The 26,525-nt window shown below is 68.4% G+C and carries 25 protein-coding genes; 17 read left to right on the top strand and 8 right to left on the bottom strand.

What is annotated here, in order from left to right; all coding sequences use genetic code 11:
- Positions 1 to 125 precede the first annotated feature (125 nt).
- From mdh to ATE62_RS12335, 14 genes are all read left to right on the top strand, one after another.
- Positions 126 to 1,088 carry a malate dehydrogenase gene (mdh, locus tag ATE62_RS12400; RefSeq protein ID WP_058808858.1) on the top strand — a complete coding sequence of 321 codons (963 nt, stop codon included), beginning with the start codon at positions 126 to 128 and terminating at the stop codon, positions 1,086 to 1,088.
- An 83-nt stretch (positions 1,089 to 1,171) separates the two neighbouring features.
- Complete coding sequence (locus ATE62_RS12395; protein ID WP_058808859.1) at positions 1,172 to 1,816, top strand: hypothetical protein; 645 nt, start codon at positions 1,172 to 1,174, stop codon at positions 1,814 to 1,816.
- A 47-nt stretch (positions 1,817 to 1,863) separates the two neighbouring features.
- Positions 1,864 to 2,754 carry a succinate--CoA ligase subunit alpha gene (gene sucD / locus ATE62_RS12390; RefSeq protein ID WP_058808860.1) on the top strand — a complete coding sequence of 297 codons (891 nt, stop codon included), beginning with the start codon at positions 1,864 to 1,866 and terminating at the stop codon, positions 2,752 to 2,754.
- An 83-nt stretch (positions 2,755 to 2,837) separates the two neighbouring features.
- Positions 2,838 to 5,657, top strand: coding sequence for a 2-oxoglutarate dehydrogenase E1 component (locus ATE62_RS12385; protein ID WP_058808885.1), 2,820 nt, complete (start codon positions 2,838 to 2,840; stop codon positions 5,655 to 5,657).
- Between the two features lie 20 nt (positions 5,658 to 5,677).
- Entirely contained in the window at positions 5,678 to 6,928 is a 1,251-nt protein-coding gene (gene odhB / locus ATE62_RS12380; protein WP_058808861.1) for a 2-oxoglutarate dehydrogenase complex dihydrolipoyllysine-residue succinyltransferase, read from the top strand.
- Between the two features lie 13 nt (positions 6,929 to 6,941).
- Complete coding sequence (locus tag ATE62_RS12375) at positions 6,942 to 7,307, top strand: gamma-glutamylcyclotransferase family protein (RefSeq protein WP_058808862.1); 366 nt, start codon at positions 6,942 to 6,944, stop codon at positions 7,305 to 7,307.
- Positions 7,307 to 8,704: a dihydrolipoyl dehydrogenase gene (lpdA, locus tag ATE62_RS12370; protein WP_058808863.1), complete on the top strand. Its 1,398-nt coding sequence runs from the start codon at positions 7,307 to 7,309 to the stop codon at positions 8,702 to 8,704. The genes ATE62_RS12375 and lpdA overlap by 1 nt, the downstream gene beginning before the upstream one ends.
- Positions 8,705 to 8,706: 2 nt before the next feature.
- Complete coding sequence (locus tag ATE62_RS12365) at positions 8,707 to 9,561, top strand: hypothetical protein (protein WP_058808864.1); 855 nt, start codon at positions 8,707 to 8,709, stop codon at positions 9,559 to 9,561.
- A gap of 85 nt (positions 9,562 to 9,646) precedes the next feature.
- The gene (locus ATE62_RS12360; protein WP_231736257.1) at positions 9,647 to 10,987 is read left to right on the top strand and encodes an amidohydrolase; all 1,341 of its coding nucleotides are present in this window, start codon (positions 9,647 to 9,649) and stop codon (positions 10,985 to 10,987) included.
- Positions 10,988 to 10,996: 9 nt separating this feature from the next.
- Positions 10,997 to 11,623, top strand: coding sequence for a trimeric intracellular cation channel family protein (locus ATE62_RS12355; protein ID WP_269433367.1), 627 nt, complete (start codon positions 10,997 to 10,999; stop codon positions 11,621 to 11,623).
- Between the two features lie 102 nt (positions 11,624 to 11,725).
- A complete protein-coding gene (locus ATE62_RS12350) occupies positions 11,726 to 11,938 on the top strand; it encodes a hypothetical protein (RefSeq protein WP_058818520.1) in 213 nt (70 codons plus the stop codon).
- Between the two features lie 46 nt (positions 11,939 to 11,984).
- Positions 11,985 to 13,310: an oxygenase MpaB family protein gene (locus ATE62_RS12345; protein WP_058808867.1), complete on the top strand. Its 1,326-nt coding sequence runs from the start codon at positions 11,985 to 11,987 to the stop codon at positions 13,308 to 13,310.
- A 52-nt stretch (positions 13,311 to 13,362) separates the two neighbouring features.
- Positions 13,363 to 14,265: an alpha/beta fold hydrolase gene (locus ATE62_RS12340; protein ID WP_058808868.1), complete on the top strand. Its 903-nt coding sequence runs from the start codon at positions 13,363 to 13,365 to the stop codon at positions 14,263 to 14,265.
- On the top strand, positions 14,262 to 14,972 hold the full coding sequence (locus ATE62_RS12335; protein ID WP_058808869.1) for a PepSY domain-containing protein: 711 nt from the start codon (positions 14,262 to 14,264) through the stop codon (positions 14,970 to 14,972). The genes ATE62_RS12340 and ATE62_RS12335 overlap by 4 nt, the downstream gene beginning before the upstream one ends.
- Here ATE62_RS12335 and sppA read toward each other — a convergent pair.
- The 4 genes from sppA to ATE62_RS12315 all read right to left on the bottom strand — a co-directional run bounded on the left by sppA (position 14,969) and on the right by ATE62_RS12315 (position 19,902).
- A complete protein-coding gene (sppA, locus tag ATE62_RS12330; RefSeq protein WP_082662781.1) occupies positions 14,969 to 16,951 on the bottom strand; it encodes a signal peptide peptidase SppA in 1,983 nt (660 codons plus the stop codon). The genes ATE62_RS12335 and sppA overlap by 4 nt on opposite strands.
- Before the next feature lie 87 nt (positions 16,952 to 17,038).
- Positions 17,039 to 17,938, bottom strand: coding sequence for an NAD(P)H-binding protein (locus ATE62_RS12325; RefSeq protein WP_058808870.1), 900 nt, complete (start codon positions 17,936 to 17,938; stop codon positions 17,039 to 17,041).
- A 17-nt stretch (positions 17,939 to 17,955) separates the two neighbouring features.
- Positions 17,956 to 19,059 carry a glutamate 5-kinase gene (gene proB / locus ATE62_RS12320; RefSeq protein ID WP_058808888.1) on the bottom strand — a complete coding sequence of 368 codons (1,104 nt, stop codon included), beginning with the start codon at positions 19,057 to 19,059 and terminating at the stop codon, positions 17,956 to 17,958.
- 45 nt (positions 19,060 to 19,104) lie between these two features.
- Complete coding sequence (locus ATE62_RS12315) at positions 19,105 to 19,902, bottom strand: MipA/OmpV family protein (protein ID WP_058808871.1); 798 nt, start codon at positions 19,900 to 19,902, stop codon at positions 19,105 to 19,107.
- A 208-nt stretch (positions 19,903 to 20,110) separates the two neighbouring features.
- Here ATE62_RS12315 and ATE62_RS12310 point away from each other — a divergent pair, with 208 nt between their 5' ends.
- Entirely contained in the window at positions 20,111 to 21,163 is a 1,053-nt protein-coding gene (locus tag ATE62_RS12310; protein ID WP_231736256.1) for a class I SAM-dependent methyltransferase, read from the top strand.
- Here ATE62_RS12310 and obgE read toward each other — a convergent pair whose 3' ends face one another.
- Both obgE and ATE62_RS12300 read right to left on the bottom strand, forming a co-directional pair.
- The gene (gene obgE / locus ATE62_RS12305; protein ID WP_058808873.1) at positions 21,164 to 22,210 is read right to left on the bottom strand and encodes a GTPase ObgE; all 1,047 of its coding nucleotides are present in this window, start codon (positions 22,208 to 22,210) and stop codon (positions 21,164 to 21,166) included.
- A gap of 568 nt (positions 22,211 to 22,778) precedes the next feature.
- On the bottom strand, positions 22,779 to 23,384 hold the full coding sequence (locus ATE62_RS12300; protein ID WP_443028863.1) for a TetR/AcrR family transcriptional regulator: 606 nt from the start codon (positions 23,382 to 23,384) through the stop codon (positions 22,779 to 22,781).
- Between the two features lie 83 nt (positions 23,385 to 23,467).
- Between ATE62_RS12300 and ATE62_RS12295 the strand changes: the two genes are divergently transcribed.
- Entirely contained in the window at positions 23,468 to 24,373 is a 906-nt protein-coding gene (locus ATE62_RS12295) for a metal-dependent hydrolase (RefSeq protein ID WP_058808874.1), read from the top strand.
- 112 nt (positions 24,374 to 24,485) lie between these two features.
- Positions 24,486 to 25,016, top strand: coding sequence for a GNAT family N-acetyltransferase (locus ATE62_RS12290; RefSeq protein ID WP_058808890.1), 531 nt, complete (start codon positions 24,486 to 24,488; stop codon positions 25,014 to 25,016).
- 96 nt (positions 25,017 to 25,112) lie between these two features.
- Here ATE62_RS12290 and ATE62_RS12285 read toward each other — a convergent pair whose 3' ends face one another.
- A complete protein-coding gene (locus ATE62_RS12285) occupies positions 25,113 to 25,562 on the bottom strand; it encodes an NfeD family protein (protein WP_058808875.1) in 450 nt (149 codons plus the stop codon).
- Position 25,563: 1 nt separating this feature from the next.
- Positions 25,564 to 26,484 carry an SPFH domain-containing protein gene (locus tag ATE62_RS12280; RefSeq protein ID WP_058808876.1) on the bottom strand — a complete coding sequence of 307 codons (921 nt, stop codon included), beginning with the start codon at positions 26,482 to 26,484 and terminating at the stop codon, positions 25,564 to 25,566.
- Positions 26,485 to 26,525 lie beyond the last annotated feature (41 nt).

Genomic DNA, 26,525 nt, shown 5'->3' with positions numbered 1-26,525 from the left:
TTGTTTCCTTAAGGGAATCGGCGTAGGGCGGCGCCCAGTCTAGGGACCAGCCTGCGCTTTAGCCCGTGCGCCGGCCGGTTTTGTGCTTCATTGCCGGGCTTGCCACGAAGGGAGTGCCGCGCGCCATGGGACGCAAGAAAATCGCATTGATCGGAGCCGGGAATATCGGCGGAACGCTGGCCCTGCTCGCGGCGCAGAAGGAACTCGGCGACGTGGTGCTGTTCGACGTGGTCGAAGGCGTGCCGCAGGGCAAGGCGCTCGACCTGTCGCAGGTCGGCCCGATCGCGGGTTTCGATGCGAAGATCACCGGCTCGAACGACTATAAGGACATCGCCGGCGCCGACGTCATCATCGTCACCGCGGGTGTGGCGCGCAAGCCGGGCATGAGCCGCGACGACCTGCTCGGCATCAACCTCAAGGTCATGAAGGCCGTCGGCGAAGGGATCAAGGCGAACGCTCCCGACGCCTTCGTCATCTGCATCACCAACCCGCTCGACGCGATGGTCTGGGCGCTGCGCGAATTCTCGGGCCTCCCGCACAGCAAGGTCGTCGGCATGGCCGGCGTGCTCGATTCGGCGCGCTTCAGCCGCTTCATCGCCGACGAATTCGACGTGTCGGTGAAGGATGTGAACACCTTCGTGCTCGGCGGCCATGGCGACACGATGGTTCCCGTCGTCCGCTATTCGACCGTCAACGGCATCCCCGTTCCCGACCTCGTCAAGATGGGCCTGTCGTCGCAGGACAAGATCGACGCGATCGTCAAGCGCACCCGCGGCGGCGGCGGCGAGATCGTCGCGCTGCTGGGCACCGGTTCGGCCTTCTACGCGCCGGCCGCGAGCGGCATCGCGATGGCCGAAGCCTATCTCGGCGACCAGAAGCGCATCCTGCCCTGCGCCGCCTATGTCGACGGCCAGTACGGCCTCGACGGGCTCTATGTCGGCGTGCCGGTGCTGATCGGCGCCGGCGGGGTCGAGAAGATCGTCGAGATCGAACTCGATGCCGAGGACAAGGCCGGCCTGCAGGTCTCGGTCGACGCGGTCAAGGAACTGCTCGAAGCGTGCAAGGGCCTGGACCCGAGCCTCGCCTGATTTCCTTTCGGCCGGTGCCTTTTAGAGGCGCCGGCCGGTTCGCCCAGGGTCGCAAACAAGTGGGTCGCGGGAAAGGAGTGGTCATGAACGTCTCTGTCATCCGCACCCTCGCGGCCGGTGCCGCGCTGCTCGCCTTTGCGTCGCCCGCGCTTGCGGCGCCCGACATCATGTGGGTCAATCCCGGCGGCGGCCTGTCGGGGCTCGCGGTCGAGGGCGCGCGCGTCGAGGCGTTGAAGGCGGGGCCCCGTACGCCGCAGCAGATCGTCGACGGGTTCGACATGCTGTGCATGAAGACCGACTTCGATAAACTGAAGGTCAACCCCGTCATCGCGCGCTCGGCTGATTGGGGCGGCGCCTACATGCCCAGCATGATGGCGATGGCATCGGGCGAGGTCGACCTCGGCGGCTGGCAGGGCGACGATCATTCGCTTGGGCTGGCGAAGGACGTCTTTTTCTCGCCCAATCCGCAATGCGTGCTGACGGTATCGACCGTGACGCATTATCCCGCGGTCGAGCTCTTCCCGGTGCTGGCGGCGCGGTACGGCAACCCCGCCAACTATGCCGAGATGTTCGGCCCCGACGGCAAGCCCAACGACAACACCCGGCCCTATTGGCTCTTCGCCGGCTCCTCGCCGGCGCACGAGCGCGTCCTTTTCGCCCGTTCGCTGTCGCGTGGCAGCGAGCATCGCATTCACCTGGCCCTTCTCGAAAGAAAGAAGGCGTCCTGACCAACCCTGGCCGTCCCTGTGGCCAAACCCACGGAGTTAACTGAACAATGTCCATTCTCGTCGACAAGAATACCAAGGTCATCACGCAAGGCATGACCGGCGCCACGGGGACCTTCCACACCGAACAGGCGCTCGCCTACGGCACCCAGATGGTCGGCGGCGTGACCCCCGGCAAGGGCGGCACGACGCACATCGGCCTGCCGAACTTCAACACCGTCGAAGAAGCGAAGGCCGCGACCGGCGCGACCGCGAGCTGCATCTATGTCCCGCCGCCGTTCGCCGCAGACTCGATCCTCGAGGCGATCGACGCCGAGATGGAGCTGATCGTCTGCATCACCGAGGGCATCCCGGTGCTCGACATGGTCAAGGTGAAGCGCGCGCTGTCGGGCTCGAAGTCGCGCCTGATCGGCCCGAACTGCCCCGGCGTGCTGACCCCGGGCGAGTGCAAGATCGGCATCATGCCCGGCAGCATCTTTTCGAAGGGCAGCGTCGGCGTCGTCTCGCGCTCGGGCACGCTCACCTATGAAGCCGTGTTCCAGACCACCAATGCGGGCCTCGGCCAGACCACCGCGGTCGGCATCGGCGGTGACCCGGTCAACGGCACCAACTTCATCGACGTGCTCGAACTCTTCCTGGCGGACGAAGCGACCAAGTCGATCATCATGATCGGCGAAATCGGCGGCGACGCCGAGGAGCAGGCCGCGCAGTTCCTGATCGACGAAGCCAAGCGCGGCCGCAAGAAGCCGATGGCCGGCTTCATCGCGGGCCGCACCGCGCCTCCGGGCCGCCGCATGGGGCATGCGGGGGCAATCGTCTCGGGCGGCAAGGGCGACGCCGAAAGCAAGATCGCGGCGATGGAAGCCGCCGGCATCAAGGTGTCGGCGAGCCCGTCCGAACTCGGCACGACGCTGGTCGAAGTGCTGAAGGAACGCGTCTGATCGGACGGCCCGCCGGCACCCTTTGCCGGCGGGCCTCCCGCTCCCATATAATGATCACCCCCTACCTCCCCGTGGAAAAGCAGATGAACCTCGAGAGACAGAGCTTCGATATCGACGAGCCGCAGGCCGGCCCCAGCTGGGCGCCGAAGAACTGGCCGCAGATCGACAGCGACGACCTGACCGCCGCGCTCGACCCGCAGCAGATGCAGGTCGCGGTGAAGGCGGCCGCCGCGAAGGCCGGCGCGCCGCTGTCGAACGCCGAGGTCGAACGCGCGGCGAATGATTCGATCCGCGCGATGATGCTGATCCGCACCTATCGCGTGCGCGGTCACCTCGCCGCGAACCTCGATCCGCTGGGGCTCAGCACGCGCGAGCTGCCCGCCGATCTCACGCCCGAATATCATGGCTTTTCGGGCGCCGACCTCGACCGTCCGGTGTGGCTCGGCGGCGCGCTGGGGCTCGAGAAGGCCACGATCCGCGAGATCGTGGCGATCCTGCGTGCCAATTATTGCGGCAATGTCGGCCTCGAATATATGCATATCGCCGATATCGAGGAGCGCCAGTTCCTGCAGGAGCGGATGGAAGGCGCCGACAAGATCATCGAATTTTCGGTCGAGGGCAAACGCGCCATCCTGAACAAGGTGATCGAGGCCGAGGAATGGGAGAAATTCCTCGCGCGCAAATATGTCGGGACCAAGCGTTTCGGGCTCGACGGCGGCGAATCGATGATCCCCGCGATGGAAGCCATCATCAAATATGGCGGCCAGTACGGCGTGAAGGAAATCGTCTATGGCATGGCGCACCGCGGGCGCCTCAACATGCTCGCGAACGTCATGGCGAAGCCGTACAAGATCATCTTCCACGAATTCGCCGGCGGCAGCGCCAACCCCGACGATGTCGGCGGCTCGGGCGACGTCAAATATCACCTCGGCACCTCGACCGACCGCGAGTTCGGCGGCGCGTCGGTGCATATGTCGCTGGTTCCGAACCCCTCGCACCTCGAGGCGGTCGACCCGGTCGTGCTCGGCAAGGTGCGCGCGCAACAGGTGGTGCGCGACGACCTCGAAAAGCATGAGCAGGTGCTGCCCGTGCTGATCCACGGCGACGCGGCCTTCGCGGGGCAGGGCATCGTCTGGGAATGCCTCGGCTTCTCGGGCATTCGCGGCTACAACACCGGCGGCTGCATCCACTTCATCGTCAACAACCAGATCGGCTTCACCACCAGCCCGCAGTTCGCGCGCTCGTCGCCCTATCCGTCGGACGTCGCGAAGGGCGTGATGGCGCCGATCCTGCACGTCAACGGCGACGATCCCGAGGCGGTGACCTTTGCCTGCAAGCTCGCGATCGACTTCCGCCAGCGTTTCAAGCGCGACGTCGTGATCGACATGTGGTGCTATCGCCGCTTTGGCCATAACGAGGGCGACGAGCCTTCCTTCACCCAGCCGCTCATGTACGGCATCATCCGCCAGCATCCGCCGGTGTCGCAGATCTGCGCCGCCAAACTCGAGGGCGAGGGCGTGATCGACGCCGGCTGGGCCGACGCGCGCCGCGCCGAATTCACCGCGCGCCTCGAAGGCGATTTCGAGGCGGCGAAGAGCTACAAGCCGAACAAGGCCGACTGGTTCGCCGGGCGCTGGTCGGGGCTGCACGCCCCCGCCGATCCCGAAAATGCCCGCCGCAACATCGCGACCGGGGTGAGCGAGAAATTGTTCGACTCGATCGGGCGGATCATGACGACCGTCCCCGACGATCTGGAAGTGCACAAGACGCTGCGCCGCGTGATCGACGCGCGCGCCGCGATGTTCGCCGACAAGAGCGACAAGGAAGTGTTCGACTGGGCAACCGCCGAGAGCCTCGCCTTCGGCACCCTGCTCAGCGAAGGGTATCAGGTTCGCCTGTCGGGGCAGGATTCGGGCCGCGGCACCTTCAGCCAGCGCCACGCCGTCTGGGTCGACCAGAAGGACGAGCGCAAATATGTGCCGCTGACCACCGTCCCGCACGGCCGCTTCGAGGTGCTCGACAGCCCGCTCTCCGAATATGGCGTGCTCGGCTTCGAATATGGCTATGCGATGGCCGACCCGAAGAGCCTGGTGCTCTGGGAAGCGCAGTTCGGCGACTTCGCCAACGGCGCGCAGATCATGATCGACCAGTTCATCGCGTCGGGCGAAGCCAAATGGCTGCGCGCCAACGGCCTCGTGATGCTGCTGCCGCACGGTTACGAAGGCCAAGGTCCCGAGCATAGTTCGGCGCGCCTCGAACGTTTCCTGCAACTCTGCGCCGGCGACAATATCCAGGTGTGCAATATTTCGACCCCGTCGAACTATTTCCACGTCCTGCGCCGCCAGATGCTGCGCCCGTTCCGCAAGCCGCTGATCATCATGACGCCCAAATCGCTGCTCCGCCACAAGCTCGCGGTGTCGCAGCGTTCGGACTTCATCGGCGACGCGCATTTCCGCCGCATCATGTCGGACCGCACGCCGCCCGCCGACGCCGACATCAAGCGTGTCGTGCTCTGCTCGGGCAAGGTCGGCTACGACCTGATCGAGGCGCGCGATGCCGCGGGGCTGACCGACACGACGGTGATCCGCCTCGAGCAGCTCTACCCCTTCCCGGGCGAACCGCTGACGGTGCGCCTGAAGCGCATGCCGAAACTCGAAGAGGTCGTCTGGGCGCAGGAAGAGCCGCGCAACAACGGCAGCTGGTCTTTCGTCGAGCCCTTCGTCGAGGAGGCGCTGGTCAATGCCGGGCACAAGGGCATGCGTCCGCGCTATGCCGGTCGTGCCGCCGCGGCGTCGCCCGCGACGGGCCTGATGAGCCGCCACCAGACCGAACAGTCGGCGCTGGTCGCCGATGCGCTGGGCCTCAGCGTCCGCGCCGAAATCCGCCGTACCAAGAATAAATAAGCGCCCCAAAGGAAAGAGTGATGAGCACCGAAGTCAAAGTCCCGACGCTGGGCGAAAGCGTCACCGAAGCGACGATCGGCGAGTGGCTGAAGAAGCCCGGCGAGGCCGTCGCGCTCGACGAGCCGATCGCCAGCCTCGAGACCGACAAGGTCGCGGTCGAAGTGCCGTCGCCGGTCGCCGGCGTGATGGGCCAGCAGCTCGCCGCGGTCGGCGATACGGTCAATGTCGGCGCGACGATCGCGACGGTCGAGGCCGGCGGCGCGGCCGCTGTGCCCGCGGCTGCGGCTCCGGCGCCCGCTCCCGCCAAGGCCGAAGCCGCGGCGCCCGCGCCGGCCGCCAGCGCGCCCGCCCCGGCGGCCGAGGAAACCGGCGACGGCGTCACCACGCTGTCGCCCGCGGTGCGCCGCCTGGTGCTCGAGCATGGTCTCGACCCTAGCAAGATCAAGGGCACGGGCAAGGACGGCCGCCTGACCAAGGAAGATGTGCTCGCCGCCGCGAACAATGCCCCGGCCGCGGCGCCCGCCCCGGCTCCGGCAGTTGCTGCTCCGGCCGCCGCCGCATCGGCGCCCGGCCGCCAGGAAGAACGCGTCAAGATGACGCGCCTGCGTCAGACGATCGCCAAGCGCCTGAAGGCCGCGCAGGACACTGCGGCGATGCTGACGACCTTCAACGACGTCGACATGTCGGCGGTGATGGCGACGCGCGACAAATATCGCGAGAGCTTCGAAAAGAAGCATGGCGTGCGCCTCGGCTTCATGAGCTTCTTCACCAAGGCGGTCGCGCTCGCCGCGCACGACATCCCCGCGGTGAACGCGCGTATCGAGGGCGACGAGATCGTCTATCATAATTATCTCGACGTCTCGGTCGCGGTGAGCGCGCCCAACGGGCTCGTCGTGCCGGTGGTGCGCAACGCCGACAGCATGTCGTTCGCCGAAATCGAAAAGGCGATCGCCGACCTCGGCAAGCGCGCCAAGGAAGGCACGCTCACGATGGACGATATGACCGGCGGCACCTTCACCATCTCGAACGGCGGCGTGTTCGGCGGCCTGATGTCGACCCCGATCATCAACCCGCCGCAGTCGGCGGTGCTCGGCCTCCACCGCATCGAGGACCGTCCGGTCGTCCGGAACGGCGAGATCGTGATCCGCCCGATGATGTACCTCGCGATGAGCTACGACCACCGCCTGATCGACGGCCGCGAGGCGGTGACCTTCCTCAAGACGATCAAGGAAGCGATCGAGGATCCGACGCGGCTGCTGATCGACCTCTGACGGGACAAGCGGCGTGAGCGACGCGACCGAAGCCCTGTTCGCCTATGGCACGCTCCAATGTCCGGACGTGCAGCGCGAGCATTTCGGCCGGTTGCTCGGCGGCAGCGCCGACGCGCTGACCGGCTTCCGGCTCCGCCGGATCGTCAACGCCGACCCCGAAGTGGTACGGATAAGCGGTGAAAGCCATTATCCGGTGCTCGTTCCCGACGACGAAGGTTCGCAGCGGGTCACGGGCACCCTATATTGGCTTACCAGGGAAGAACTCGAGGAGGCCGATATCTATGAGGCCGAAGATTATGAGCGGCGGCGCGTTGCACTGGAATCGGGCGAAAGTGCCTGGGTCTACGTCGCCGCGCCGGGCTCGAGATGGAGTGAATGATGGCTGATTACGACTACGACGTCCTCGTCATTGGTGCCGGCCCCGGCGGTTATGTCGCGGCGATCCGCGCGGCGCAGCTGGGGCTGAAGACCGCCTGCGCCGAGGGGCGCGAGACGCTCGGTGGCACTTGCCTCAACGTCGGCTGCATTCCGTCGAAGGCGATGCTCCACGCGTCCGAATATTTCGACGCCGCCGCCAATGGCGCGATGGCCAAGATGGGGATCGACGTGACCCCCAAGCTCAACCTGCCCGCGATGCACGGCCAGCGCGTCGACGCGGTCAAGGGGCTGACCGGCGGCATCGAATTCCTGTTCAAGAAGAACAAGGTCGACTGGCTGAAGGGCTATGCGCAGTTCACCGGCAAGGACAGTGTGGAAGTCGCGGGCAAGACCTACCGCGCCAAGAATATCGTCATCGCCACCGGCTCGTCGGTCACCCCGCTTCCCGGCGTCGCGGTCGATAACGACAAGCAGGTGATCGTCGATTCGACCGGCGCGCTCGAACTCGCCAAGGTCCCCGGCCATATGGTCGTGATCGGCGGCGGCGTGATCGGACTCGAACTCGGCAGCGTGTGGCGCCGCCTGGGCGCCAAGGTCACCTGCGTCGAGTTCCTCGACCAGATCCTGCCCGGCATGGATGCCGATGTGCGCAAGGATGCCAACCGCATCTTCAAGAAACAGGGCATCGAATTCAAGCTCAAGACCAAGGTCACCAAGGCCGAAGTGAAGGGCAAGAAAGCCGTGCTGACGCTCGAGCCCGCCGCCGGCGGCGAGGCCGAGACGCTGGAGGCCGATGTCGTGCTGGTGTCGATCGGGCGCCGCCCGAACACCGACGGGCTGGGGCTCGACAAGGCGGGGCTCGCGGTCAATGCGCGCGGCCAGATCGAGACCGACCATGATTTCGGCACGCAGGTCCCCGGCATCTGGGCGATCGGCGACGTCATCCCGGGCCCGATGCTCGCGCACAAGGCCGAGGACGAGGGCATTGCGGTCGCCGAGAATATCGCCGGGCTGACCGGCATCGTGAACCACGACGTCATCCCGTCGGTCGTCTATACCATGCCCGAAATCGCCGGCGTCGGCCTGACCGAAGAGCAGGCGAAGGAAAAGGGCGAGGTCAAGGTCGGCAAATTCCCGATGGCGGGCAACAGCCGCGCCAAGACCAACCACGAACCCGACGGCTTCGTGAAGGTGATCGCCGACGCGAACAGCGACCGCGTGCTGGGCGTGTGGATCATCGCCAGCGTCGCGGGCACGATGATCGCGCAGGCCGCGCAGGCGATGGAATTCGGCGCGACGTCGGAAGACATCGCCTACACCTGCCACGCCCACCCGACGCACAGCGAAGCGGTGAAGGAAGCGGCGATGGCGGTGACCGGCAAGCCGATCCACATCTGACGATGACCTTCGCGACGCCGGCGACCGAAACGCGGCCGGTGCCCTGGGTCGGCGTGGCAGCGCTCGTCGTCGCGACCGCGAGCGGGATGCTCTTCTTCCTGCTCGGCGGCGCACCGCCGGCCTATATCGCGTTGAATGGACTGGCGCTCCTGCTGGGGCTGGTCCTCGTCGTCGCATTTCCGGCGGGCCGGATGAACGAACGCGCGGCCATATGCGCCGTCGTGCTCGGCGTGACCGGCATCGCGGCGACGCTGGTGAGCGGATTCGACCTTGAAGGCATAAGGCGCTGGCTTCCGCTTGGTCCGGTTCGCCTGCATGCGGCGATGCTGTTTCTGCCGGCGATCGCCGTCCTGATGCCGTATCTTTCCGGTCGCATCCAGCTCGCCGCTGTGATCGCCCTGGCGACTGTCTTTGCCGTGCAGCCCGACTTTGCGGCGGCGCTCGCGCTGGCTGCGGGCTTTATCTTGTCCCGCCCCGGCCGGCAGGAACGTCTCGTCACCGGGATCGGCGTGGCCGCGTCGATGACCGCGATTGCGACAACGCTGTTTCGGCCCGACCCGCTCGTTGCCGTAAAATTCGTCGAGCGGGTGGTACCCGACGCTTTCGCGGCCAACGCGATGCTCGCGCTTCTGATCGGCGCCGCGCTCCTTTTTGCCTGCGCCGCACCCCTATTCGCGCGTAGCGGCAATCCCCGGGCGGTCAGGGCCCTGGCCGGGGTGATCGGGGGCTTTATGCTTGCGTCGGTAATCGGCGCCTATCCCGTCCCCCTCGGCGGCTACGGCGCGTCGCCGATCCTTGGCTATGCGCTGGCTCTTGCCCTTCTGCGCATGCCCGTTGTGCCCTCCAGGGCGGAATGATAGCGCTCGCGCGGGCGGCGGCGGGTCGCAAACCCCGGACATCCGAACGCCGGTCCGCATCTGGCGCATGAACGAGGAGACGAGGATGATGGCGAAGCACGGGATCTGGGCAGCGGCTTCGCTCGCCCTCTCGCTGTCAGCGACAAGCGCGCAGGCGGCGCCCGACATGGCAGCGGCGAGCGCGCGCCTGACCGCGATCCTCGACAAAAATTATCCGGCGCTGGAGGCGGTCTACAAGGACCTCCACGCCAACCCCGAATTGGGCATGCAGGAGGTGCGCACCGCGGGCATCCTCGCGAAGCAGCTGCGTGCGGCGGGCTTCACCGTGACCGAGAAGGTCGGCGGTACCGGCGTCGTCGCGATCCTCAGGAACGGCGAGGGGCCGACGATCCTCGTGCGCGCCGACATGGACGCGCTGCCGATGGAGGAAAAGACCGGGCTCGCCTGGGCGAGCAAGGCGCGCGCGACCTATGAGGGCCGCGACGTTCCCGTGATGCACGCCTGCGGCCACGACACGCATGTCGCCTATCTGATCGGGGTCGCGCAGGCGCTGTCGGCGATGCGCGACAGCTGGTCGGGCACCGTCATGCTCATCGGCCAGCCCGCCGAGGAGACGCTGACCGGTGCGCGCGCGATGCTGGGCGATGGCCTGTTCACGCGCTTTCCGAAACCCGACTTCGGCTTTGCCGCGCATGTCTCGAACCTGCCGTCGGGGGTCGTCGCGATCAAGGCGGGGGCAGGGTCGTCGGCGTCCGACAGCTATTCGATCACCTTCCACGGCCGCGGCGGGCACGGCTCGATGCCCGCGGCGACGATCGACCCGATCCCGATCGCCGCGCGCTTCGTCACCGACACGCAGGTGGTGATCAGCCGCGAAAAGGATCCCGCGGCGTTCGGCGTGCTGACGATCGGCGCGATCAACGCGGGCAGCGCGCCCAACATCATCCCCGACAGCGCCGAGGTGAAGGTCAACCTCCGCTCGCAGTCGCCAGAGGTGCGCAAATTGCTGCAGGACGGCACCGCGCGCGTCGCCAAATCGGCGGCGGCGATGGGCAATGCCCCCGAACCGACGATCCGCTATCTCGCCGGCACCGGGGTGCTGACCAACGACGAGACGATGGCGAAGGCCGCGGTCGACGCGCTGACCCCGGTGTTCGGCAAGGGGCTGGTCTTCGCCCCCGCGAGCGCGGCGCCGATGTCGGGCAGCGAGGATTATTCGGAGTTCGTCGAGGCGGGCGTGCCGTCGCTCTTCTTCGGCATCGGCGGTTACGATCCCGCGCTGCTCGCCGAATTGAAGGCGAAGGGCGAACCCGCGCCGACCAACCATTCGCCCTTCTTCGCGCCGCAGGCGGGTCCGGCGATCCGCAATGCGGTCACCGCGATCACGCTGTCGATCATCGGCGGCGTCCGCCCCGCGGCGAAATAGCGACTGCCGGTGCTCGGCCTCGACAATCTGCTGCTCGTCCGGCTGCTCGACCTTGTCGGCATCGGGGTGTTCGCGCTGTCGGGGGCGCTGATGGCGGTGCGGCTGCGCCAGACGCTGGTGACCGCGATGTTCTTCGCGCTCGTCACCGGGGTCGGCGGCGGCAGCGTGCGCGATCTGCTCATCGGCGCGCCGGTGTTCTGGGTGCAGGACGGCGCGATCGCCGCGGTGTGCATCGCGATCGCGCTGATCGTCTGGGTCACTCCCGAGCGCTGGTGGCAAGGGCAGCTTCTGGAATGGGCGGACGCGGTGGGGCTCGCGGCCTATGCCGTGTTCGGCACGGCGAAGGCGCTCGCCTGGGGCGTACCGCCGGTTCCGGCGCTGCTGATGGGCGTGATCACCGGATGCGTCGGCGGCACGATCCGCGACATATTGGCGGGCGTGCCGTCGATCATCGTGCGGCCCGAAATCTACGTCACCGCCGCGGCGCTCGCCTCGGGTCTGTACCTGCTGCTGCTGTGGGCCGGGGTCGGCACCCCGATCGCGGCGGTATGCGGCGCGCTCGCGGGTTTCATCCTGCGCGGCGCAGCGATCCGCTGGTCGCTCGCGCTGCCGGCGTACCGCGACCTCGCGCGCTGAGCCGTCCCGCTTCGGGACGAACGCCCCCCGCGCTGGCCGTCGCTGTCAGAAAGGATTAACCCGGCCCGCCTAGCCCCGCCGCGAAAGGGGCGCGTGGGGGCCTTGGACATTTTGCTGATCAGCTTCGGCGCGGGGGTCGCGCCGGCCGGTTGCACGACCGACTGCAACGCGTCGGGCACCGCCGGGGCGATGCTGCTCGCGATGCCGCCGATCCTGATGCTGGTCGTCTGGCGCGACCGGCTGCTCGCGGCGGCGGCGCGCGGGGTCGTCGACCGCCTGCTGCCCGAAGCCGAAGCGGCGCCCGCCACCGCCTGAAAACCGCCGGGCTTGCCAAATGCCAAATCTGTGGCAGGTTCGGCTTATGAACATGGATGTCAGCACCATCGCCCGCCGGGTGCGCGACCAGGCCGTCGCGCTGCCCGACCTCTTCGGCCGCTTTGACTTCGACCGCGCCCCCGAACGCTGGGCGGCGGAGGCGGCGGACGTCACCGAACTCGGGCGCGTGCGCGGGGTCGATCGCGCGGAGTATCTGGGCGACGACGACCTCGTCGCGCGCATCCGCGAATATACGATGCTCGGCGACCGGACGGGCGACGCCTATGCGGCGCTGATGCCCAGCCTCGGCTTCCAGCGCACGGTCGCGATGCTGGTCGAGGCGTGCGACAAGGGGATCGGCGCGGTCGCCGACGCGCCGCCCGAACTCGCGGCGCTGATCGCCGAGATGGAGGTGGTCCCCGACTGGCTCGACATGAAACTGGTCGAGGCGGGCGCCGCTTATGAGCGCAACGCCACCGCGAACCTCGCGCCTTTCCTGATCCGCGGCGCCTTCATCGCGACCTTCCTCAACAAATATTCGGCGCTGCCGATGGCGCTGACCGGCACGCTGGGCCATGCGACCGCGGCGCGGCGGGTCAAGGAAACCGCGACCTTCTTCGCCACCACCGCGCTGCCGCATGCGCTCGAGCGCTTCGGCCCCGGGTTCAAGGCGGCGGCGATGGTGCGGCTGATGCATTCGATGGTGCGCGTCAACGTGCTGTCGCGGCCGGGCATGTGGGACGTCGAGACGTACGGCATGCCGATCCCGCAGCTCGACCAGATGCCCGCGGGGCTGATCCCGATCTATTTCCTGTCGCAGGAGGTGCTGGCGAAGGGGCGCACGCGCTTCAACCGCGAGGAGCAGGGGCGCGTCGAGCTCGCGCGCTATCGCTGCTACCTGCTCGGCCTGCCCGAGGATCTGCTCGCCGACACGCCGCAGGAGATCGTCCGGATCTGGCGCACGCGCAGCGCGACTTTGCGCTACGAGTATGACGACCGCATCTGCGGCGGGCTGCTGCGCGCGACGATGGAGGCCGAGTTGTCGAAGGACGAGTCGCCGCGCGGGCGCCTCACGCGGCGGCTCGAGCGCTCGGCGAGCCGGGTGTTTTTCGTCAAGGCCTTCTTGGGCGGCGACGAGGAACGCGCGGCGAGCGTCGGCGTGCCCGTCGGCAAGCGCGACCACCTGATCTATGGCGCGACGATGCTCGGCGTCGCGGGGCGCATGGCGGCTTATCGCGCAGCGTCGCGGCTGCCCGGGGTGCGCCGCCTCGCCGACCGCGACCTCATCCGCCGCATCGAGCGCCAGCTCGCGGGCTATGGCCATGCCGAGTTCCGCTCGGACGCGTCCGAATATCGCCCGGCAACGGCTTGACCGGGGCGCGGCGCGCGGCAAACTGCCATCAGGACAATATGGGGGCGCATCTATGACGATCGGCGAAGCGCAGGTGAACGGCATCAAGGTCACCTTTGAGGACAAGGGGCCGAAGGACGCGCCCGTCATCCTGCTGGTGATGGGGCTGGGCGGGCAGCTGACCCTGTGGCCCGACGAGTTCGTCGATGCGCTCGTCGCGCACGGTTTTCGCACGATCCGTTATGACAATCGCGACGTCGGGCTGTCGACGCGCTTCGAGAGCGCGGGCGTGCCCAACCTCAAATGGATGTTCGTGAAGGCGGCGCTGCGACTGCCGGTGCGGCCGGCCTATACGCTCGCCGACATGGCGGCCGACGGCATCGGCCTGCTCGACCATCTGGGGATCGCCAAGGCGCATATCGTCGGCGCGTCGATGGGCGGCATGATTTCGCAGCATATCGCGGCGCGCTATCCCGAGCGGGTGCTGTCTTTGACCTCGATCATGTCGACCACGGGCAATCCGCGGCTGCCGCGCGCCAACAAGGAGGCGATGGCGGTGCTCGCCAACCGCCCGATGAGCGGCGATCCCGAGGCGATGATCGCCTATTCGGTCCGCGCCGCGCGGGTGATCGGCAGCCCCGCCTATCCCGCGGCCGAGGAGCGGCTGCAGCGCCGCGTGCGCCATGATTTCGAGCGCGGCTGGTATCCGCAGGGCGTCGCGCGCCAGATGGCGGCGATCGTCGCCGACGGCGACCGGCGCGCGATGCTGGCGACGATCAAGGCGCCGACCCTGGTGATCCACGGCGAGGCCGATCCGCTCGTGCCGCTGGCGGGAGGCAAGGATACCGCGGCGAGTATTCCCGGCGCGCGGCTGATGACGATTCCCGGCATGGGGCACGACCTGCCGCTCGCGCTCGTCGATACGCTGGCGGACGCGGTGGCGGGGCATGCGCGGGAGCTGGCGGCCGCCGCATGAGCGCGCTGAAGACGCGGCTGCGCGCGCAGCTGCTGCGCATTCATATCTGGCTCGGATGGCTGGTCGGCGTGCCGCTGATCCTCTGGACGCTGTCGGGGCTGATCATGGTGATCAAGCCGATCGAGGAGGTGCGCGGCAGCGACTTGCGCCGCGAGCCCGTGGCGATCCCCGCGACGCTCGCGGCGGCGCCGCCGCGCCTCGACGGGCGGCCGGTCGAAAAGCTCGAACTCGCGATGCGCGGGCCACGGCCGGTGTGGCTGGTGCGCTATGCCGGCGACGACAGTCGCGCCGCCGATGCAACCACGGGCGCGCTACTGCCGCCGGTCACGGCGGTCGAGGCGCGGAGCATCGCCGACGGCGCGCTCGAGGCGCCCGGCGAGGTCGTGTCGGTCACGCGCTTCGCCGCCGATGCCAACCCGCTCGACCTGCGCCGCGAGCGGCCCGCGTGGCGGGTCGCCTATGCCGATGGGCTGCACGCCTATGTCGACGCCGATACCGGCGAACTGCTCGCGCTCCGGACGCGCTGGTGGCGCGGGTACGACTTCTTCTGGGGGCTGCACATCATGGATCTGCAGACGCGCGAGGACACGCATCATCCGCTGCTCGTCGGCTTCGCCGGGGTCAGCCTGGTGACGGTCGTGCTCGGCTTCGTGATGCTGTTCATCCGCCAGCGGCGGCGGCGCAAGGACGCGCCGCCCGTCGCCTAGCGCATCAGCAGCGCCAGCGTCGCGAGGAAGCCCTTCGCTTCGGCCTTGCCCGGCCGCGGGACGGCGGGGAGATAGGCGCGGCAGTCGAGGCAGCTCGCCTGCACCGACCCCGCCTCGGTGAGCAGCGCCAGGTCCTGGATCAGGCGACGTTCCACAAGTTGGCGGTTCATCGCGGCGATGCCGAACCAGCCGCGCGGGAGCGCTGCCGTCTCTTCGGGCTGCTCGGCGCCGGTCCATTTGGCGAGCATCTTCGAAAATTCGCTTGGCTCGTTCTCGAAATATTTGGCGTGCACCTCGCCGTCGACCTTGGCGAGCTTCGCCGCGGCGGCGATCGCGTCGGGCAGGCCGCCGAACTGGTCGACGAGGCCGATCTGGCGCGCCGTGCCGCCGGCCCAGACGCGGCCCTCGGCGATTTCCTCGACCTTGGCGAGCGGTTGCTTGCGGCTCTTGGCGACGAGGCCGGTGAAGCGCGCATAGATGTCCTCGACGCTCGCCTGCGCGAGCTGATTGAACTCCTCATTGACCCCGCCGAGGATGTCGGGCTGGCCCGACAGCGGCGTGGTCGCGATGCCGTCGGTGGTCACCCCGACCTTGGCGAGCGTCTGTTCGAAGCTGGGCAGGATGCCGAAGACGCCGATCGAGCCGGTGATCGTGTCGGGCTCGGCAAAGATGCGGTCGGCGGGGGTCGAGATCCAGTAGCCGCCCGAGGCCGCGACATTCGCCATCGAGACGACGACGGGCAGCTTCTTCGCCTTCGCCGCGAGCAGCGCCTGGCGGATCTGTTCGGAGGCGAGCACCGAGCCGCCGGGCGAATCGACGCGCAGCACGATCGCCTTGATGCTGTCGTCGGCCGCGGCGTCGAGAATATGCTGCGCGACGGTCTCGCCGCCCGCGACGCCGTTCGGCGCCTCGCCGTCGACGATCTCGCCGACGACCGGCACGACCGCGATCGCGCTGCCCGGCTGCTTGGGCGGATTGGCGGCGACCCAGTTTTCGAGCGGGATCGCGTTATAGTTCCACGGCTGGCTGTCGTCATAGGTGCCGCTGATCTCGGCGACGCGGCTGGCGAACGCCATGCGGCTGCCGAGCTTGTCGATGAGGCCGGCGTCGAGCGACGCCTTGCTGAGGTCGTTGCCCGCGGCGCGCACCGCGGCGCCGGTGTCGGCGATGAAGGGATCGATCTTCGCCTTGGGCCGCGCCTTCTTCACATCGGCGAGCCACTGCTCCCACAAGGCGCCGGCATAGGCGAGGTTCGCGGCCTCGGCCTCGGGCGACTGGTCGGCGCGCAGATAGGGTTCGACCGCGCTCTTGAAGGTGCCCACGCGGTAGATGTTCGCGGTGATGCCGAGGCGGTCCATCAACCCCTTGTAATAGAGGCGCGATCCGCCCGGCCCGGCGATCGCGACGCCGCCGATCGGGTCGGCCCAGACCTCGCTCGCGTGCGCGGCGAGCTGGTAGCTGTCGGTGGTGTAGGCGGTGGCGAAGGCGAGCACGGGTTTCTTCTTGGCGCGTACCTTGTCGATCGCATCGCCGATTTCGGCGAGCGACACCTGCCCGCCGCCGAGGAAGCGATCGAGGTCGAGCACGACCGAGGTCACCCGGCTGTCGTCGGCGGCGCTTTCGAGCGCGTGGACGACGTCGCGGACGCGGACTTCCTTGAGGTTGTTGCCGCCCGACAGCGCGGCGAAGGGATCGATTTCGGCGGGCTGTTCGCTGACGATGCCGTCGAGCTCGATCAAGAGCGCGCCTTCGCTGACCGGCAGCCCGGCATTGGGGCGCCCCGCGAGCAGGCCGAAGAGCGTGACGAAGAAAAGCAGGAGGAAGATCAGCGCCAGCCCGTCCTTGATCGCGACGAGCAGGTTCCAGACCTTGCGCGGAAAGCTGGTCGTGCTTTTCGGCTTGTCGTCGCCGGGCAGCGGGCGGCGCACGGGGATCGCCCAGGGGCCGGCGGAATCATTGTTGGTCGTGGTGTCGCTCATGCCCGCAAACCTAGGGATGCGGCCCGGCGTTGGCAATGCACGCTTCGACGGGCGGGCGGCGGGGAGGGGGCGAACGGCGTCCGCCGGTCAGAGCCACCCCTCGCGGCGATACCAGCGCACCGTCTCGGCGAGCGTATCGCTCGTCTCGCGTCCGGGGCGCCACAGCTCGGGCGGCGGGCAGGCGCCGGTGGCGGCGACCCAGTCGGGATGCGCGATGTAACGCGCGCGGTCGGGGGTCAGCTTGGCGCGGCCGCGGCGGACCAGCTTGTCGAGCCGCCCGCCCGCCTTGAGCACCGCGGCGGGCACCGACAGCGTCGAGACGTGGCTGCGTCCGACCGCGCGGCCGATCATCCGCGCGAAGCTGCGGTGAGACCAGCCGGCCGGCTTGCCGTCGTCGGGTTCGTAGGTCTGGCCGATGCTGGCGTCGCGGTCGGCGGCCAGCGCGACGAGCAACCGCGCGAGCTCGTCGACGTAGATCGCCGACATGCGCCCCGCGGGGGGCAGCAGCGCGATGCCGCGCCGCGCCATGCGGAACAGGTCGAGCATCTCGGTATCGCCGGGGCCGAAGACTGCGGGCGGGCGGACGATCGTCCAGTCGAGCCCGCTCGCCTTGACGATCGTCTCGGCGCGCGCCTTCGACCAGCTGTAGTTCGAGATGTCGGGCTCGCGCGCGGCGAGCGACGAGACATGGACGAAACGCGCGATCCCGGCGCCGCGCGCGGCGTCGACGACATGGCCGGTCGCGGTGGCGTTGCCCGCCTCGAAGGCGGCGCGGGTGGGCACGTTCACGACGCCCGCGATATGCATCACCGCGTCGCTGCCCGCCGCCATCTCGGCGAGGCTCTCCGGCCGATCGAGCGCGCCCATGATCCAGGTGACGCCTTCGCGCTCGGGCTGCGGGCGGCGGGTGAGTGCACGGACGTGCCAGCCCGCCTCCACCGCATGGCGCAGCGTCGCGCCGCCGACGAAGCCGGTCGCGCCGGTCATGGCGAGGGTGGGGCCGCTCACAGCAGCACCATATGGTCGCGGTGGACCATCGCGGCGCGCGGGGCGTAACCGAGCGCGGCCTCCTGCGCGTCGCGGCCGAGGCCGAGGATCGCGGCCGCATCGGCGTCGGGATATTCGGAGAGGCCGCGCGCGACGACGCGGCCGTCGGGCCCCGCGATGTCGAGGATGTCGCCGCGCGCGAACTGTCCGGCGGCAGCGGTGACCCCCGCGGCGAGCAGGCTCGCGCCGCCGCGGAGCGCCTTGGCCGCGCCCGCGTCGATGGTCAGCCGGCCCTTCGCGGTCAGCCCGCCCGCGAGCCACGCCTTGCGCGCGCTCGCGCCGCGTTCGGCGACGAACAGGCTGTGCCGCGCCGCGGTAGACAGCGGCCGCTCGATGCGGCCCGAGGCGATGGCGAGATGCGCGCCCGCGGCGTTGGCGATGCGCGCCGCGGCGATCTTCGACACCATGCCGCCCGAGCCCATACCCGACGCCGATCCGGTGTCGGCCATCGCCTCGATGGCGGCGTCGATGCGCTCGATCCGCGCGATGTGGTTCGCGCCCGCCTGCGCGGGGTTGCGGTCGTAGAGGCCGTCGATGTCGCTGAGCAGGATGACGCCGCTCGCCGCCGCCGCCTGCGCGACGCGCGCGGCGAGCCTGTCGTTGTCGCCGAAGCGGATTTCCTCGGTCGCGACGCTGTCATTCTCGTTGATGATCGGCACGACGCCGAGGCTGAGCAGCCGGTCGAGCGTTGCCGCGGCGTTGAGATAGCGGCGGCGATGCTCGAGGTCGTCGAGGGTGACGAGCATCTGCGCCGCGGTGAGCCCTTCGGCGCCGAGCACCTCGGCCCAGACCTGGCTGAGCGCGATCTGCCCCGTCGCGGCGGCGGCCTGCGCATCCTCGAGGGTCGCGCGGCCACCCTTGGCAAGCCCGAGCCGCCGCGCGCCGAGCGCGATCGCGCCCGACGAGACGACGGCGACCTGCTGCCCTGCGCGTGCCCGCTCTCCGATATCCGCGGCGATCCCCGCCAGCCAGTCGCGCCGCACCGCGCCATCCGGATCGACGAGCAGCGCCGAGCCGATCTTGACGATCAGGCGGGGGCAGGAGGCGGGCGCGAACAACATGCCGCCGCCGATAGCGCGCGCCGCGCCGCGCGCCAATGGCTTTGCTCAGCGCTCGCCGCCGAAGGTGTAGCTGAGCGCCACCCCGACCGACGGCTGGTCGCGCGAGCCGAGTTGGCGCACGATCGGCGAGCGGGCCGCATCGCCGACCAGCCGGTCGTAGCGGCCGTAGACGGCGAAGCCCCAGCGCGGGGTCAATTGGCGCAGATAGCCTGCGGTCAGGCCGACGGCATGGATGCCGCCGTCGATGTCATGGGCCGGAAGCCCCGACGTGACCGCCGCGGCGGGGCTCACCCCGAAATAGGCGCGCTGATATTTGCCGTCGCCGAGCGTCACGCGCGGGCCGATCGAGAAGAGCCAGTCGTCGCCGTCGCGCGCGATATAATCGGCGCTGATCTCGCCGACGAAGCCGTCGTGGCCGCCGAGGCCGCGCCGCGCTTCGGCGCGGAGGCGAAAGTTCGGCGTCGGCGACGCCTGCACGAAGCCGCCCGCCTCGATCGTCAGTCCGACCTTGGGCAGGTTCGCGCCGACATCGGCGGCGGTGCGCTTGCCGACGAAGCCGAAGGCGGGGCCAAAGGCGAATTTGCCGCTGGTGATCAGCGGTGCGCCGAAGCTTTCGTCGGCCGCCTCGAAGGTGAATTCGGTGCCCACGCGCTCGCGCGACAGGTCGACATAGGGGCCGATCGAATAGCGGTCGGCGCCGGGCCACGACGGCGCCAGCTGCGGGCCGAGGATGAGGCGGGTGCGTTTGGGAGGTTGTTCGCCGTCCTGCGCGTGCGCGGGTACCGGCAGGACAATCAGGGGCAGGGCGGCGAGCGGAATGAAGGCGATGCGGCGGACGGCCATGCGGAACTCCTTGATGTTCCTCGGTCAATCCGCTGCTGCCTATATCGTTCCGGAGCCGGCGATCGCTCCCCCGCGCGCCCATCCCCCGAATCTTCGCGCCGACGCGGGGGTGCCGATGCGAATAACGCGGCGCCGATCGGCGGGCGATATGCTATGGCGGGCGCCGAGCCTTCTGGGAGTCGCGAACCTGGCGAAGGGGATGGCCATCATGATCGATGAGGAAAAACTGCACGCGTTCGTGGGCAAGATGCTCGGCGACCTCGGCGGCGGGATGAGCGTGCCGACGGCGCGCATCGGGTTCCGCTTGGGGCTGTTCGACGCGCTGGCCGAAGCGCCCGCGACCGCGGCCGAACTCGCCGCGCGCGCCGGGGGTCTGCACGAGCGCTACGTCCGCGAATGGGCGCTGGCGCAGGCGGCGAACGGCTATGTCGACTACGATGCCGCTTCGGAGCGCTTCAGCATCTCGCCCGAACAGGCGATGGTCTTCGTGAACCGCGACAGCCCGGTCTATCTGGCGGGCGCCTTCGAGCTGATCGCGGCGATGGTCGAGGCCGAGGCGAAGGTCGAGGAATGTTTCCGCCACGGCAGCGGAGTGCGCTGGGGCGATCATGCGGGCTGCCTGTTCTGCGCCACCGGTGCCTTCTTCCGCCCCGGCTATGTCAACAATATCGTCCAGAACTGGATTCCCGCGCTCGAGGGCATCGCGGCCAGGCTGGGGCAGGGGGCGAAGGTCGCCGACGTCGGCTGCGGGGTCGGCTTCTCGACCTTGCTCATGGCGGATGCCTGGCCCGAGAGCCAGTTCGTCGGCTTCGACTTCCACGCGCCGTCGATCGAAGAAGCGCGGCGCCACGCGGCGGGCCATGGCTATGGCGACCGGGTGCGCTTCGAGGTCGCGGCGGCGAAGGAGATCGCCGAGGAGGGCTTCGACCTCGTCACCATGTACGACTGTTTGCACGACATGGGCGATCCGCGCGGCTGCGCCGGTCATATGCGCCGCATCCTCGCGCCCGGCGGGACGTGGATGATCGTCGAGCCGGTCGCGGGCAACAGCCCCGCCGACAATATGAACCCTGTCGGGCGACTCTATTACAATGCGTCGACGATGATCTGCGTGCCGACCTCGCTCGACCAGGAAGTCGGCGAGGGGCTGGGCGCGCAGGCGGGCGAAGCGCGCCTGTCGGAGGTCATTCGCGAGGGCGGGTTCGAGAGCGTGCGGCGCGCGACCGAAGGGCCGTTCAACATGGTGCTCGAAGCGCGCTGATCAGACGGGCGACCACGCACTTTCGCCGTCGCCATCCTCGGGGTCTTCGCCCGCCTTGTCGCCGGCGATGATCTCGAGCAACTTGTCGAGCACCGGTTCGAGCCCCGCGCCGCTCGCGCCCGAGAGCGCCATCACGGGGTGGCCGCTTTCTTCTTCGAGCTCGGCCGAGAGCGCCGCGATCAGCTCGTCGTCGAGCGTGTCGATCTTGTTGAGCGCGACGATCACCGGCTTGTCGACCAGGTCGGCGCCATAGGCTTCCAATTCGTCGCGCACGATGCGGTAGCTGGTCGCGACATCCTCGTCATTGGCGTCGACGAGGTGGAGCAAGACGCGGCAGCGTTCGATATGGCCGAGGAAGCGGTCGCCGACGCCTGCTCCATCTGCTGCGCCCGCGATCAGCCCGGGGATGTCGGCGACGACGAACTCATTGCCCTTGTGGCTGACGACGCCGAGCTGGGGGCGGAGCGTGGTGAAGGCATAGGCGCCGACCTTGGCCTGCGCGTTGGTCACCGCGTTGATGAAGGTCGACTTGCCGGCGTTGGGCAGGCCGACGAGCCCTGCGTCGGCGAGCAATTTCAGCCGCAGCCACACCCACATTTCCTCGCCCGGCCAGCCCGGCCCGTGCTGGCGCGGGGCGCGGTTGGTCGAGGTCTTGTAGCTCGCATTGCCGCGGCCGCCGTCGCCGCCGCGCAGGAAATGGATGCGCTCGCCCTCCTTGGTGAGGTCGGCGAGCAGGCTGCGCTCCTCGTCGTCGTCGAGGATCTGGGTACCGATCGGCACCTGGATGACGAGGTCGGGGCCGCCCGCGCCGGTGCGGTCGCGACCCGCGCCGGGGGTTCCGCGCTTCGCCTTGAAATGCTGGGTGTAGCGAAAGTCGATGAGGGTGTTGAGCCCCGCGACGGCTTCGAAGATCACGTCGCCGCCCTTGCCGCCGTTGCCGCCGTCGGGGCCGCCATATTCGACATATTTCTCGCGCCGGAACGACACGGCGCCGGGGCCGCCGTCGCCGGACTTGATGAAGATCTTGGCTTGGTCGAGGAAATGCATGGCGGGGCCTTTGGGCGCGGGAAGCTGGAACTAAACCTCTGAACCCGCTCGTGTCGAGCGGAGTCGGGACACTCCGCAGCATGGCGCCAAGCCGAGGGGCATCTCGACTTCGCTCGATGCGAACGGGGTGGGGAAGGCGCGCCCTTAGCGCGTGCGCAACAAAATTGCCAGCGCCGTTGATGCCGGCCTTGGGGTGGGGGGCTGGCTTTGCCTGATTCCAAAGTTCAGGAAAGTTCAGCCCAATGCGCTTCCCGAATAGACACCTCGGAGACCGCCATATTCGCCGAGCGGGAGAGTCGAGATCGACGCTGGCATAGCCGGATTTATTAGGAAAGGCCTTTTTTGAGGGCGGCGGTTTCTGGGTGGGGAGCTGACGCTCTTAATCCTCCCTGCGGCGTAGCCGTGGGGAGGGGGACCACCCGAAGGGTGGTGGAGGGGGCGATGCCTGAAACATTGGTTCAAGGCAGCCACCCCTCCACCATGCTTCGCATGGTCCCCCTCCCCATCGCTTCGCGACAGGGAGGATTAGAATGACCGCTTCCGCCCGAAAGCGGTCGTACCGGTTCGGTCAGCCTCCGGGCTTCCCCCCATGCTCGGCCCAGAATTTGGCGATTCGGCCGGTGATCAGCTCGGTCGCGAGCACGCGCGAGGTGTCGCGGGGCAGGTCGAGCGCCTCGGCCATCGGCCCGCCCATCTGCGCGTCGCCGAGCGCCATCAGCACCAGCGCCAGCGTATCCTCGTGCATCAGGCGCTTTTCGTGTGCGTCGGGGGCCATGCCGTCGATCAGCCGGTGGATCGCCTCGACGATCGGGTCGAGCGCGTCGTCGTTGCCCGTCGCCGCCATCCACGTCGCGAGCGCGCCCGCGCCGCCGCTGTTGAAGGCGTCGAAAGCGAGGTCGACGATCTCGCGCACATTGCGCTCGCCCGGCGGCGACTCGGCCATCTTCTTGCCGATCGTCGCGCACACGGTTTCGGCCTGATAGGCGGCGAGCGCCTTTTGCAGCCCCGCGGCGCTGCCGAAATGGTGCAGCAGGTTGGCGTGGGTGCGGTCGATCCGCGCCGCGACCGCTTTCAAGGTCACCGCCGCGGGCCCCATTTCGATCAATATCTGGCGCGCCGCCTCGAGCGCCGCCGACCGGCTCTCCTCGGGGCTCAGGCGCTTTTTCGCTACTATTGACACCACTGTAAGTAACCTTTAACATATACCCCATAGGACGTCCCCACGTCCTTCCTCTCCTTTTCGACGGTGCAGCCCATATGTCCAGTCTTTCCCACTCGCCGACCCCCGCCGACCTTGCCATCACGCCGCGCGACATGCGCTTCGGCCGCGACGACCGGCAGGGGCGCTGGTGGCTCAACGGCGACCCGATCGCGTCGGCGTTTCATACCGCGCTGTCGGTGACCTTCCCGCGCGGCGAGGCGATGTTCATCGAGGCGGTGAAGGCGCACCGCGAGGGCGTGCCCGACAAATTGGCGCGCGAAATCCGCGCCTTCACCCAGCAGGAAGTGATCCACAGCCGCGAGCATGTCGTCTTCAACAAGAAGGCGGCGGAAGCGGGCTACGATCTTTCGGAGCTCGAGGACGACGTCAACCAGGTGCTCGATTTGATCAAGCAGCGCCCGCAGATCGTCAACCTGATGGCGACGATCGCGCTCGAACATTATACCGCGATGATGGCGGCGGTGATGCTGAAGGACCCCAAGATGTACGCGGGGGCCGAGCCCGAATGGGCGGCGCTGTGGAAATGGCACGCGATCGAGGAGATCGAGCACAAGGGCGTCGCCTACGACACCTGGCTGCACGCGACGAAAGACTGGAGCCGCTTCAGGCGCTGGCGCGCCAAGTCGATCATGATGCTGCTCGTCACCAGCCGCTTCTGGCCGAAGCGGGTGAAGGGGATGAAGGCGCTGCTGAAGCAGGACGGCCTCACCGGCTGGCGCGTCACCGCGCGGATCTGGTGGTATCTCCTGGGCACGCCCGGGGTGCTGCGCCGCAGCTTCCTGCCCTGGCTCAGCTATTTCCTGCCGGGCTTCCACCCGTGGAACCACGACGACCGCGCGCTGATCAAGCTCTATGAGAGCGATTATGCCGACGCGGTGATGCCGCAGCACAGCTCGGCAGCGGCGCCGGTGCGCGAGGAATTGGCGGCGGCGGCCGCCTGACGGGCTCGCGAAGGCGGAGCCTCCAAAGGGCTCTCTCTCCCCATATCCGGGGCTCCGCCTTTACGGGATCGGCGGCTTGTCGCAGGGCGTGCGCGCTGATAGCCCCGCGCACATGTTCACATCGCCCCCGATCATCGAGACCCCCCGCCTGCGCCTGCGCGAACATCGCCTGTCGGACAAGGCCGACCATATCGCGATGTGGGCCGACGAACGCGTGACGCGCTTCATCGGCGGCGAACCGCGCGCGCCCGACGTCAGCTGGGGCAAATTCCTGTCGGCGGCGGGGCTGTGGCCGGTGATGGGTTATGGCTATTGGGTGTTCGCCGACAAGGCGACGGACAGGCTGATCGGCATGGGCGGTCTCAGCTATTTCGGCCGCGGCATCCCCGAGCTCGAGGGCCAGCCCGAGGCGGGCTGGGCGTTCGACGCCGACCATTGGGGCGGCGGTCTCGCGACCGAGGCGATGGGCGCGGTGCTGGCGTGGGCGGACGCCAATCTCGACGCGGCGGACATCCGTTGCATCATCGAGCCGGGGCATGGCGCATCGGAACGCGTCGCGGCGAAGCTGGGGTTTGGCTTGATCGGTGAGAGCGACGTGCTGGCCGAGGTGGTCAATATCTACGCGCGCGCGGCCAATAAATAGGGACAGTCCCCATTTATCAAGCGAGCGCGTACGGATCGTTTACCGGCGTGCGGCAATAAATGGGGACTGTCCCTATTTATTCTCGGACCGGCCTCGTCAGGCCAGTTCCACCACCAGCACGCCGCCGTCGGCGCTCACCACGCGCACCTTGGCACCTTCGGCCGCATCGGGTCCGCGCACCGGCCATTCGCCGTCGCCGACTTTTGCGCGGCCGCGGCCGTTTTCGATGCCGCGGGTCAGCGTCAGCACCTCGCCGACCAGCCGCGCGCCGCGCTGGTTGAGGTGCGGGTCGGTGGTGGTGATCGGGTTCGCCTTCAGCCAGCGGCGCGTCGAATAGAGCGCGACGAAGGACAGGACGGCGAAGATGACCATCTGCACCGGGATGCTGTCGATGGGCAGCACCCAGGTCAGCAGGCCGGTGACGATCGCCGCGGCGCCGATCCAGACGAGGAAAAAGCCCGGCGCGACGATCTCGGCGGCGGCGAGCAGCACGCCGAGCGCGAGCCACGCCCAGTGCGGGTCGAGATTGGTCAGCCAGTCGGGCATGTCACTGCCCCCCGTTGCGGTTCGCCAGCGCATCCTTGGCGAGTTCACCGATGCCGCCGAGCGTGCCGATCAGCTGCGTCGCCTCGACCGGGAAGAGGATCGTCTTGGCATTGGGGCTGTTCGCGAACTGGCCGACCGCCTCGACATATTTCTGCGCGATGAAATAGTTGATCGCCTGCGCGTTGCCCCCCGCGATCGCGTCCGACACCATCTGCGTCGCCTTGGCCTCGGCCTCGGCTTCGCGTTCGCGCGCTTCGGCGTCGCGGAAGGCGGCTTCGCGGCGGCCCTCGGCCTCGAGGATCTGGCTCTGCTTCTGGCCCTCGGCGCGCAGGATTTCCGACGCCCGGCTGCCCTCGGCCTCGAGGATGTTGGCGCGCTTTTCGCGCTCGGCCTTCATCTGCCGCGCCATCGCGTTCGAAATGTCGGCGGGCGGGCGGATGTCCTTGATCTCGACGCGGGTGATCTTGACCCCCCAGGGCGTCGTCGCATCGTCCACGACGTGCAGCAGGCGGGTGTTGATCTCGTCGCGCTTCGACAAGGTCTCGTCGAGGTCCATCGAGCCCATGACGGTGCGCAGGTTCGTCGTCGTCAGGTTCATGATCGACAGGTAAAGATCGCTGACCTCATAGGCCGCCTTGGCGGCGTCGAGCACCTGGAAAAAGACGACGCCGTCGACCGCGACCATCGCATTGTCCTTGGTGATGATTTCCTGGCCCGGGATGTCGAGCACCTGCTCCATCATGTTCACCTTGCGCCCGACGCGGTCGAACACCGGCATGATGAAGTTGAGCCCCGGCTGGGCGGTGTGGGTGAAGCGGCCGAAGCGCTCGATCGTATAGGCATAGCCCTGCCGCACGGGCGTCAGCGCCCAGAATACGAACACCAGTGCCAGCACCAGCACGGCAATCGCAGCATAACCCATCGTTCGTCCCCTCCGCAAATATCCACCTGCAACGCCTTCTT

It is taken from the genome of Sphingopyxis sp. HIX (assembly GCF_001468285.1).
In the GTDB taxonomy this organism is placed as follows: Bacteria; Pseudomonadota; Alphaproteobacteria; order Sphingomonadales; family Sphingomonadaceae; genus Sphingopyxis.
The sequence above is the reverse complement of the archived record's forward strand: the minus strand, read 5'-3'. Positions and strand labels throughout refer to the sequence as shown.

Bases quoted from the DNA above. Each gene is read 5' to 3' on its own strand.
- ATE62_RS12385 (WP_058808885.1), top strand. From the start codon at position 2,838: ATGAACCTCGAGAGACAGAGCTTCGATATCGACGAGCCGCAGGCCGGC.
- lpdA (WP_058808863.1), top strand. From the start codon at position 7,307: ATGGCTGATTACGACTACGACGTCCTCGTCATTGGTGCCGGCCCCGGC.
- ATE62_RS12295 (WP_058808874.1), top strand. From the start codon at position 23,468: ATGTCCAGTCTTTCCCACTCGCCGACCCCCGCCGACCTTGCCATCACG.
- ATE62_RS12365 (WP_058808864.1), top strand. From the start codon at position 8,707: ATGACCTTCGCGACGCCGGCGACCGAAACGCGGCCGGTGCCCTGGGTC.
- ATE62_RS12290 (WP_058808890.1), top strand. From the start codon at position 24,486: ATGTTCACATCGCCCCCGATCATCGAGACCCCCCGCCTGCGCCTGCGC.
- mdh (WP_058808858.1), top strand. From the start codon at position 126: ATGGGACGCAAGAAAATCGCATTGATCGGAGCCGGGAATATCGGCGGA.
- ATE62_RS12315 (WP_058808871.1), bottom strand. From the start codon at position 19,902: ATGGCCGTCCGCCGCATCGCCTTCATTCCGCTCGCCGCCCTGCCCCTG.
- ATE62_RS12285 (WP_058808875.1), bottom strand. From the start codon at position 25,562: ATGCCCGACTGGCTGACCAATCTCGACCCGCACTGGGCGTGGCTCGCG.
- sppA (WP_082662781.1), bottom strand. From the start codon at position 16,951: ATGAGCGACACCACGACCAACAATGATTCCGCCGGCCCCTGGGCGATC.
- ATE62_RS12310 (WP_231736256.1), top strand. From the start codon at position 20,111: ATGATCGATGAGGAAAAACTGCACGCGTTCGTGGGCAAGATGCTCGGC.
- obgE (WP_058808873.1), bottom strand. From the start codon at position 22,210: ATGCATTTCCTCGACCAAGCCAAGATCTTCATCAAGTCCGGCGACGGC.
- sucD (WP_058808860.1), top strand. From the start codon at position 1,864: ATGTCCATTCTCGTCGACAAGAATACCAAGGTCATCACGCAAGGCATG.
- proB (WP_058808888.1), bottom strand. From the start codon at position 19,059: ATGTTGTTCGCGCCCGCCTCCTGCCCCCGCCTGATCGTCAAGATCGGC.
- ATE62_RS12345 (WP_058808867.1), top strand. From the start codon at position 11,985: ATGAACATGGATGTCAGCACCATCGCCCGCCGGGTGCGCGACCAGGCC.
- ATE62_RS12325 (WP_058808870.1), bottom strand. From the start codon at position 17,938: ATGACCGGCGCGACCGGCTTCGTCGGCGGCGCGACGCTGCGCCATGCG.
- ATE62_RS12335 (WP_058808869.1), top strand. From the start codon at position 14,262: ATGAGCGCGCTGAAGACGCGGCTGCGCGCGCAGCTGCTGCGCATTCAT.
- ATE62_RS12395 (WP_058808859.1), top strand. From the start codon at position 1,172: ATGAACGTCTCTGTCATCCGCACCCTCGCGGCCGGTGCCGCGCTGCTC.
- odhB (WP_058808861.1), top strand. From the start codon at position 5,678: ATGAGCACCGAAGTCAAAGTCCCGACGCTGGGCGAAAGCGTCACCGAA.
- ATE62_RS12340 (WP_058808868.1), top strand. From the start codon at position 13,363: ATGACGATCGGCGAAGCGCAGGTGAACGGCATCAAGGTCACCTTTGAG.
- ATE62_RS12280 (WP_058808876.1), bottom strand. From the start codon at position 26,484: ATGGGTTATGCTGCGATTGCCGTGCTGGTGCTGGCACTGGTGTTCGTA.
- ATE62_RS12360 (WP_231736257.1), top strand. From the start codon at position 9,647: ATGATGGCGAAGCACGGGATCTGGGCAGCGGCTTCGCTCGCCCTCTCG.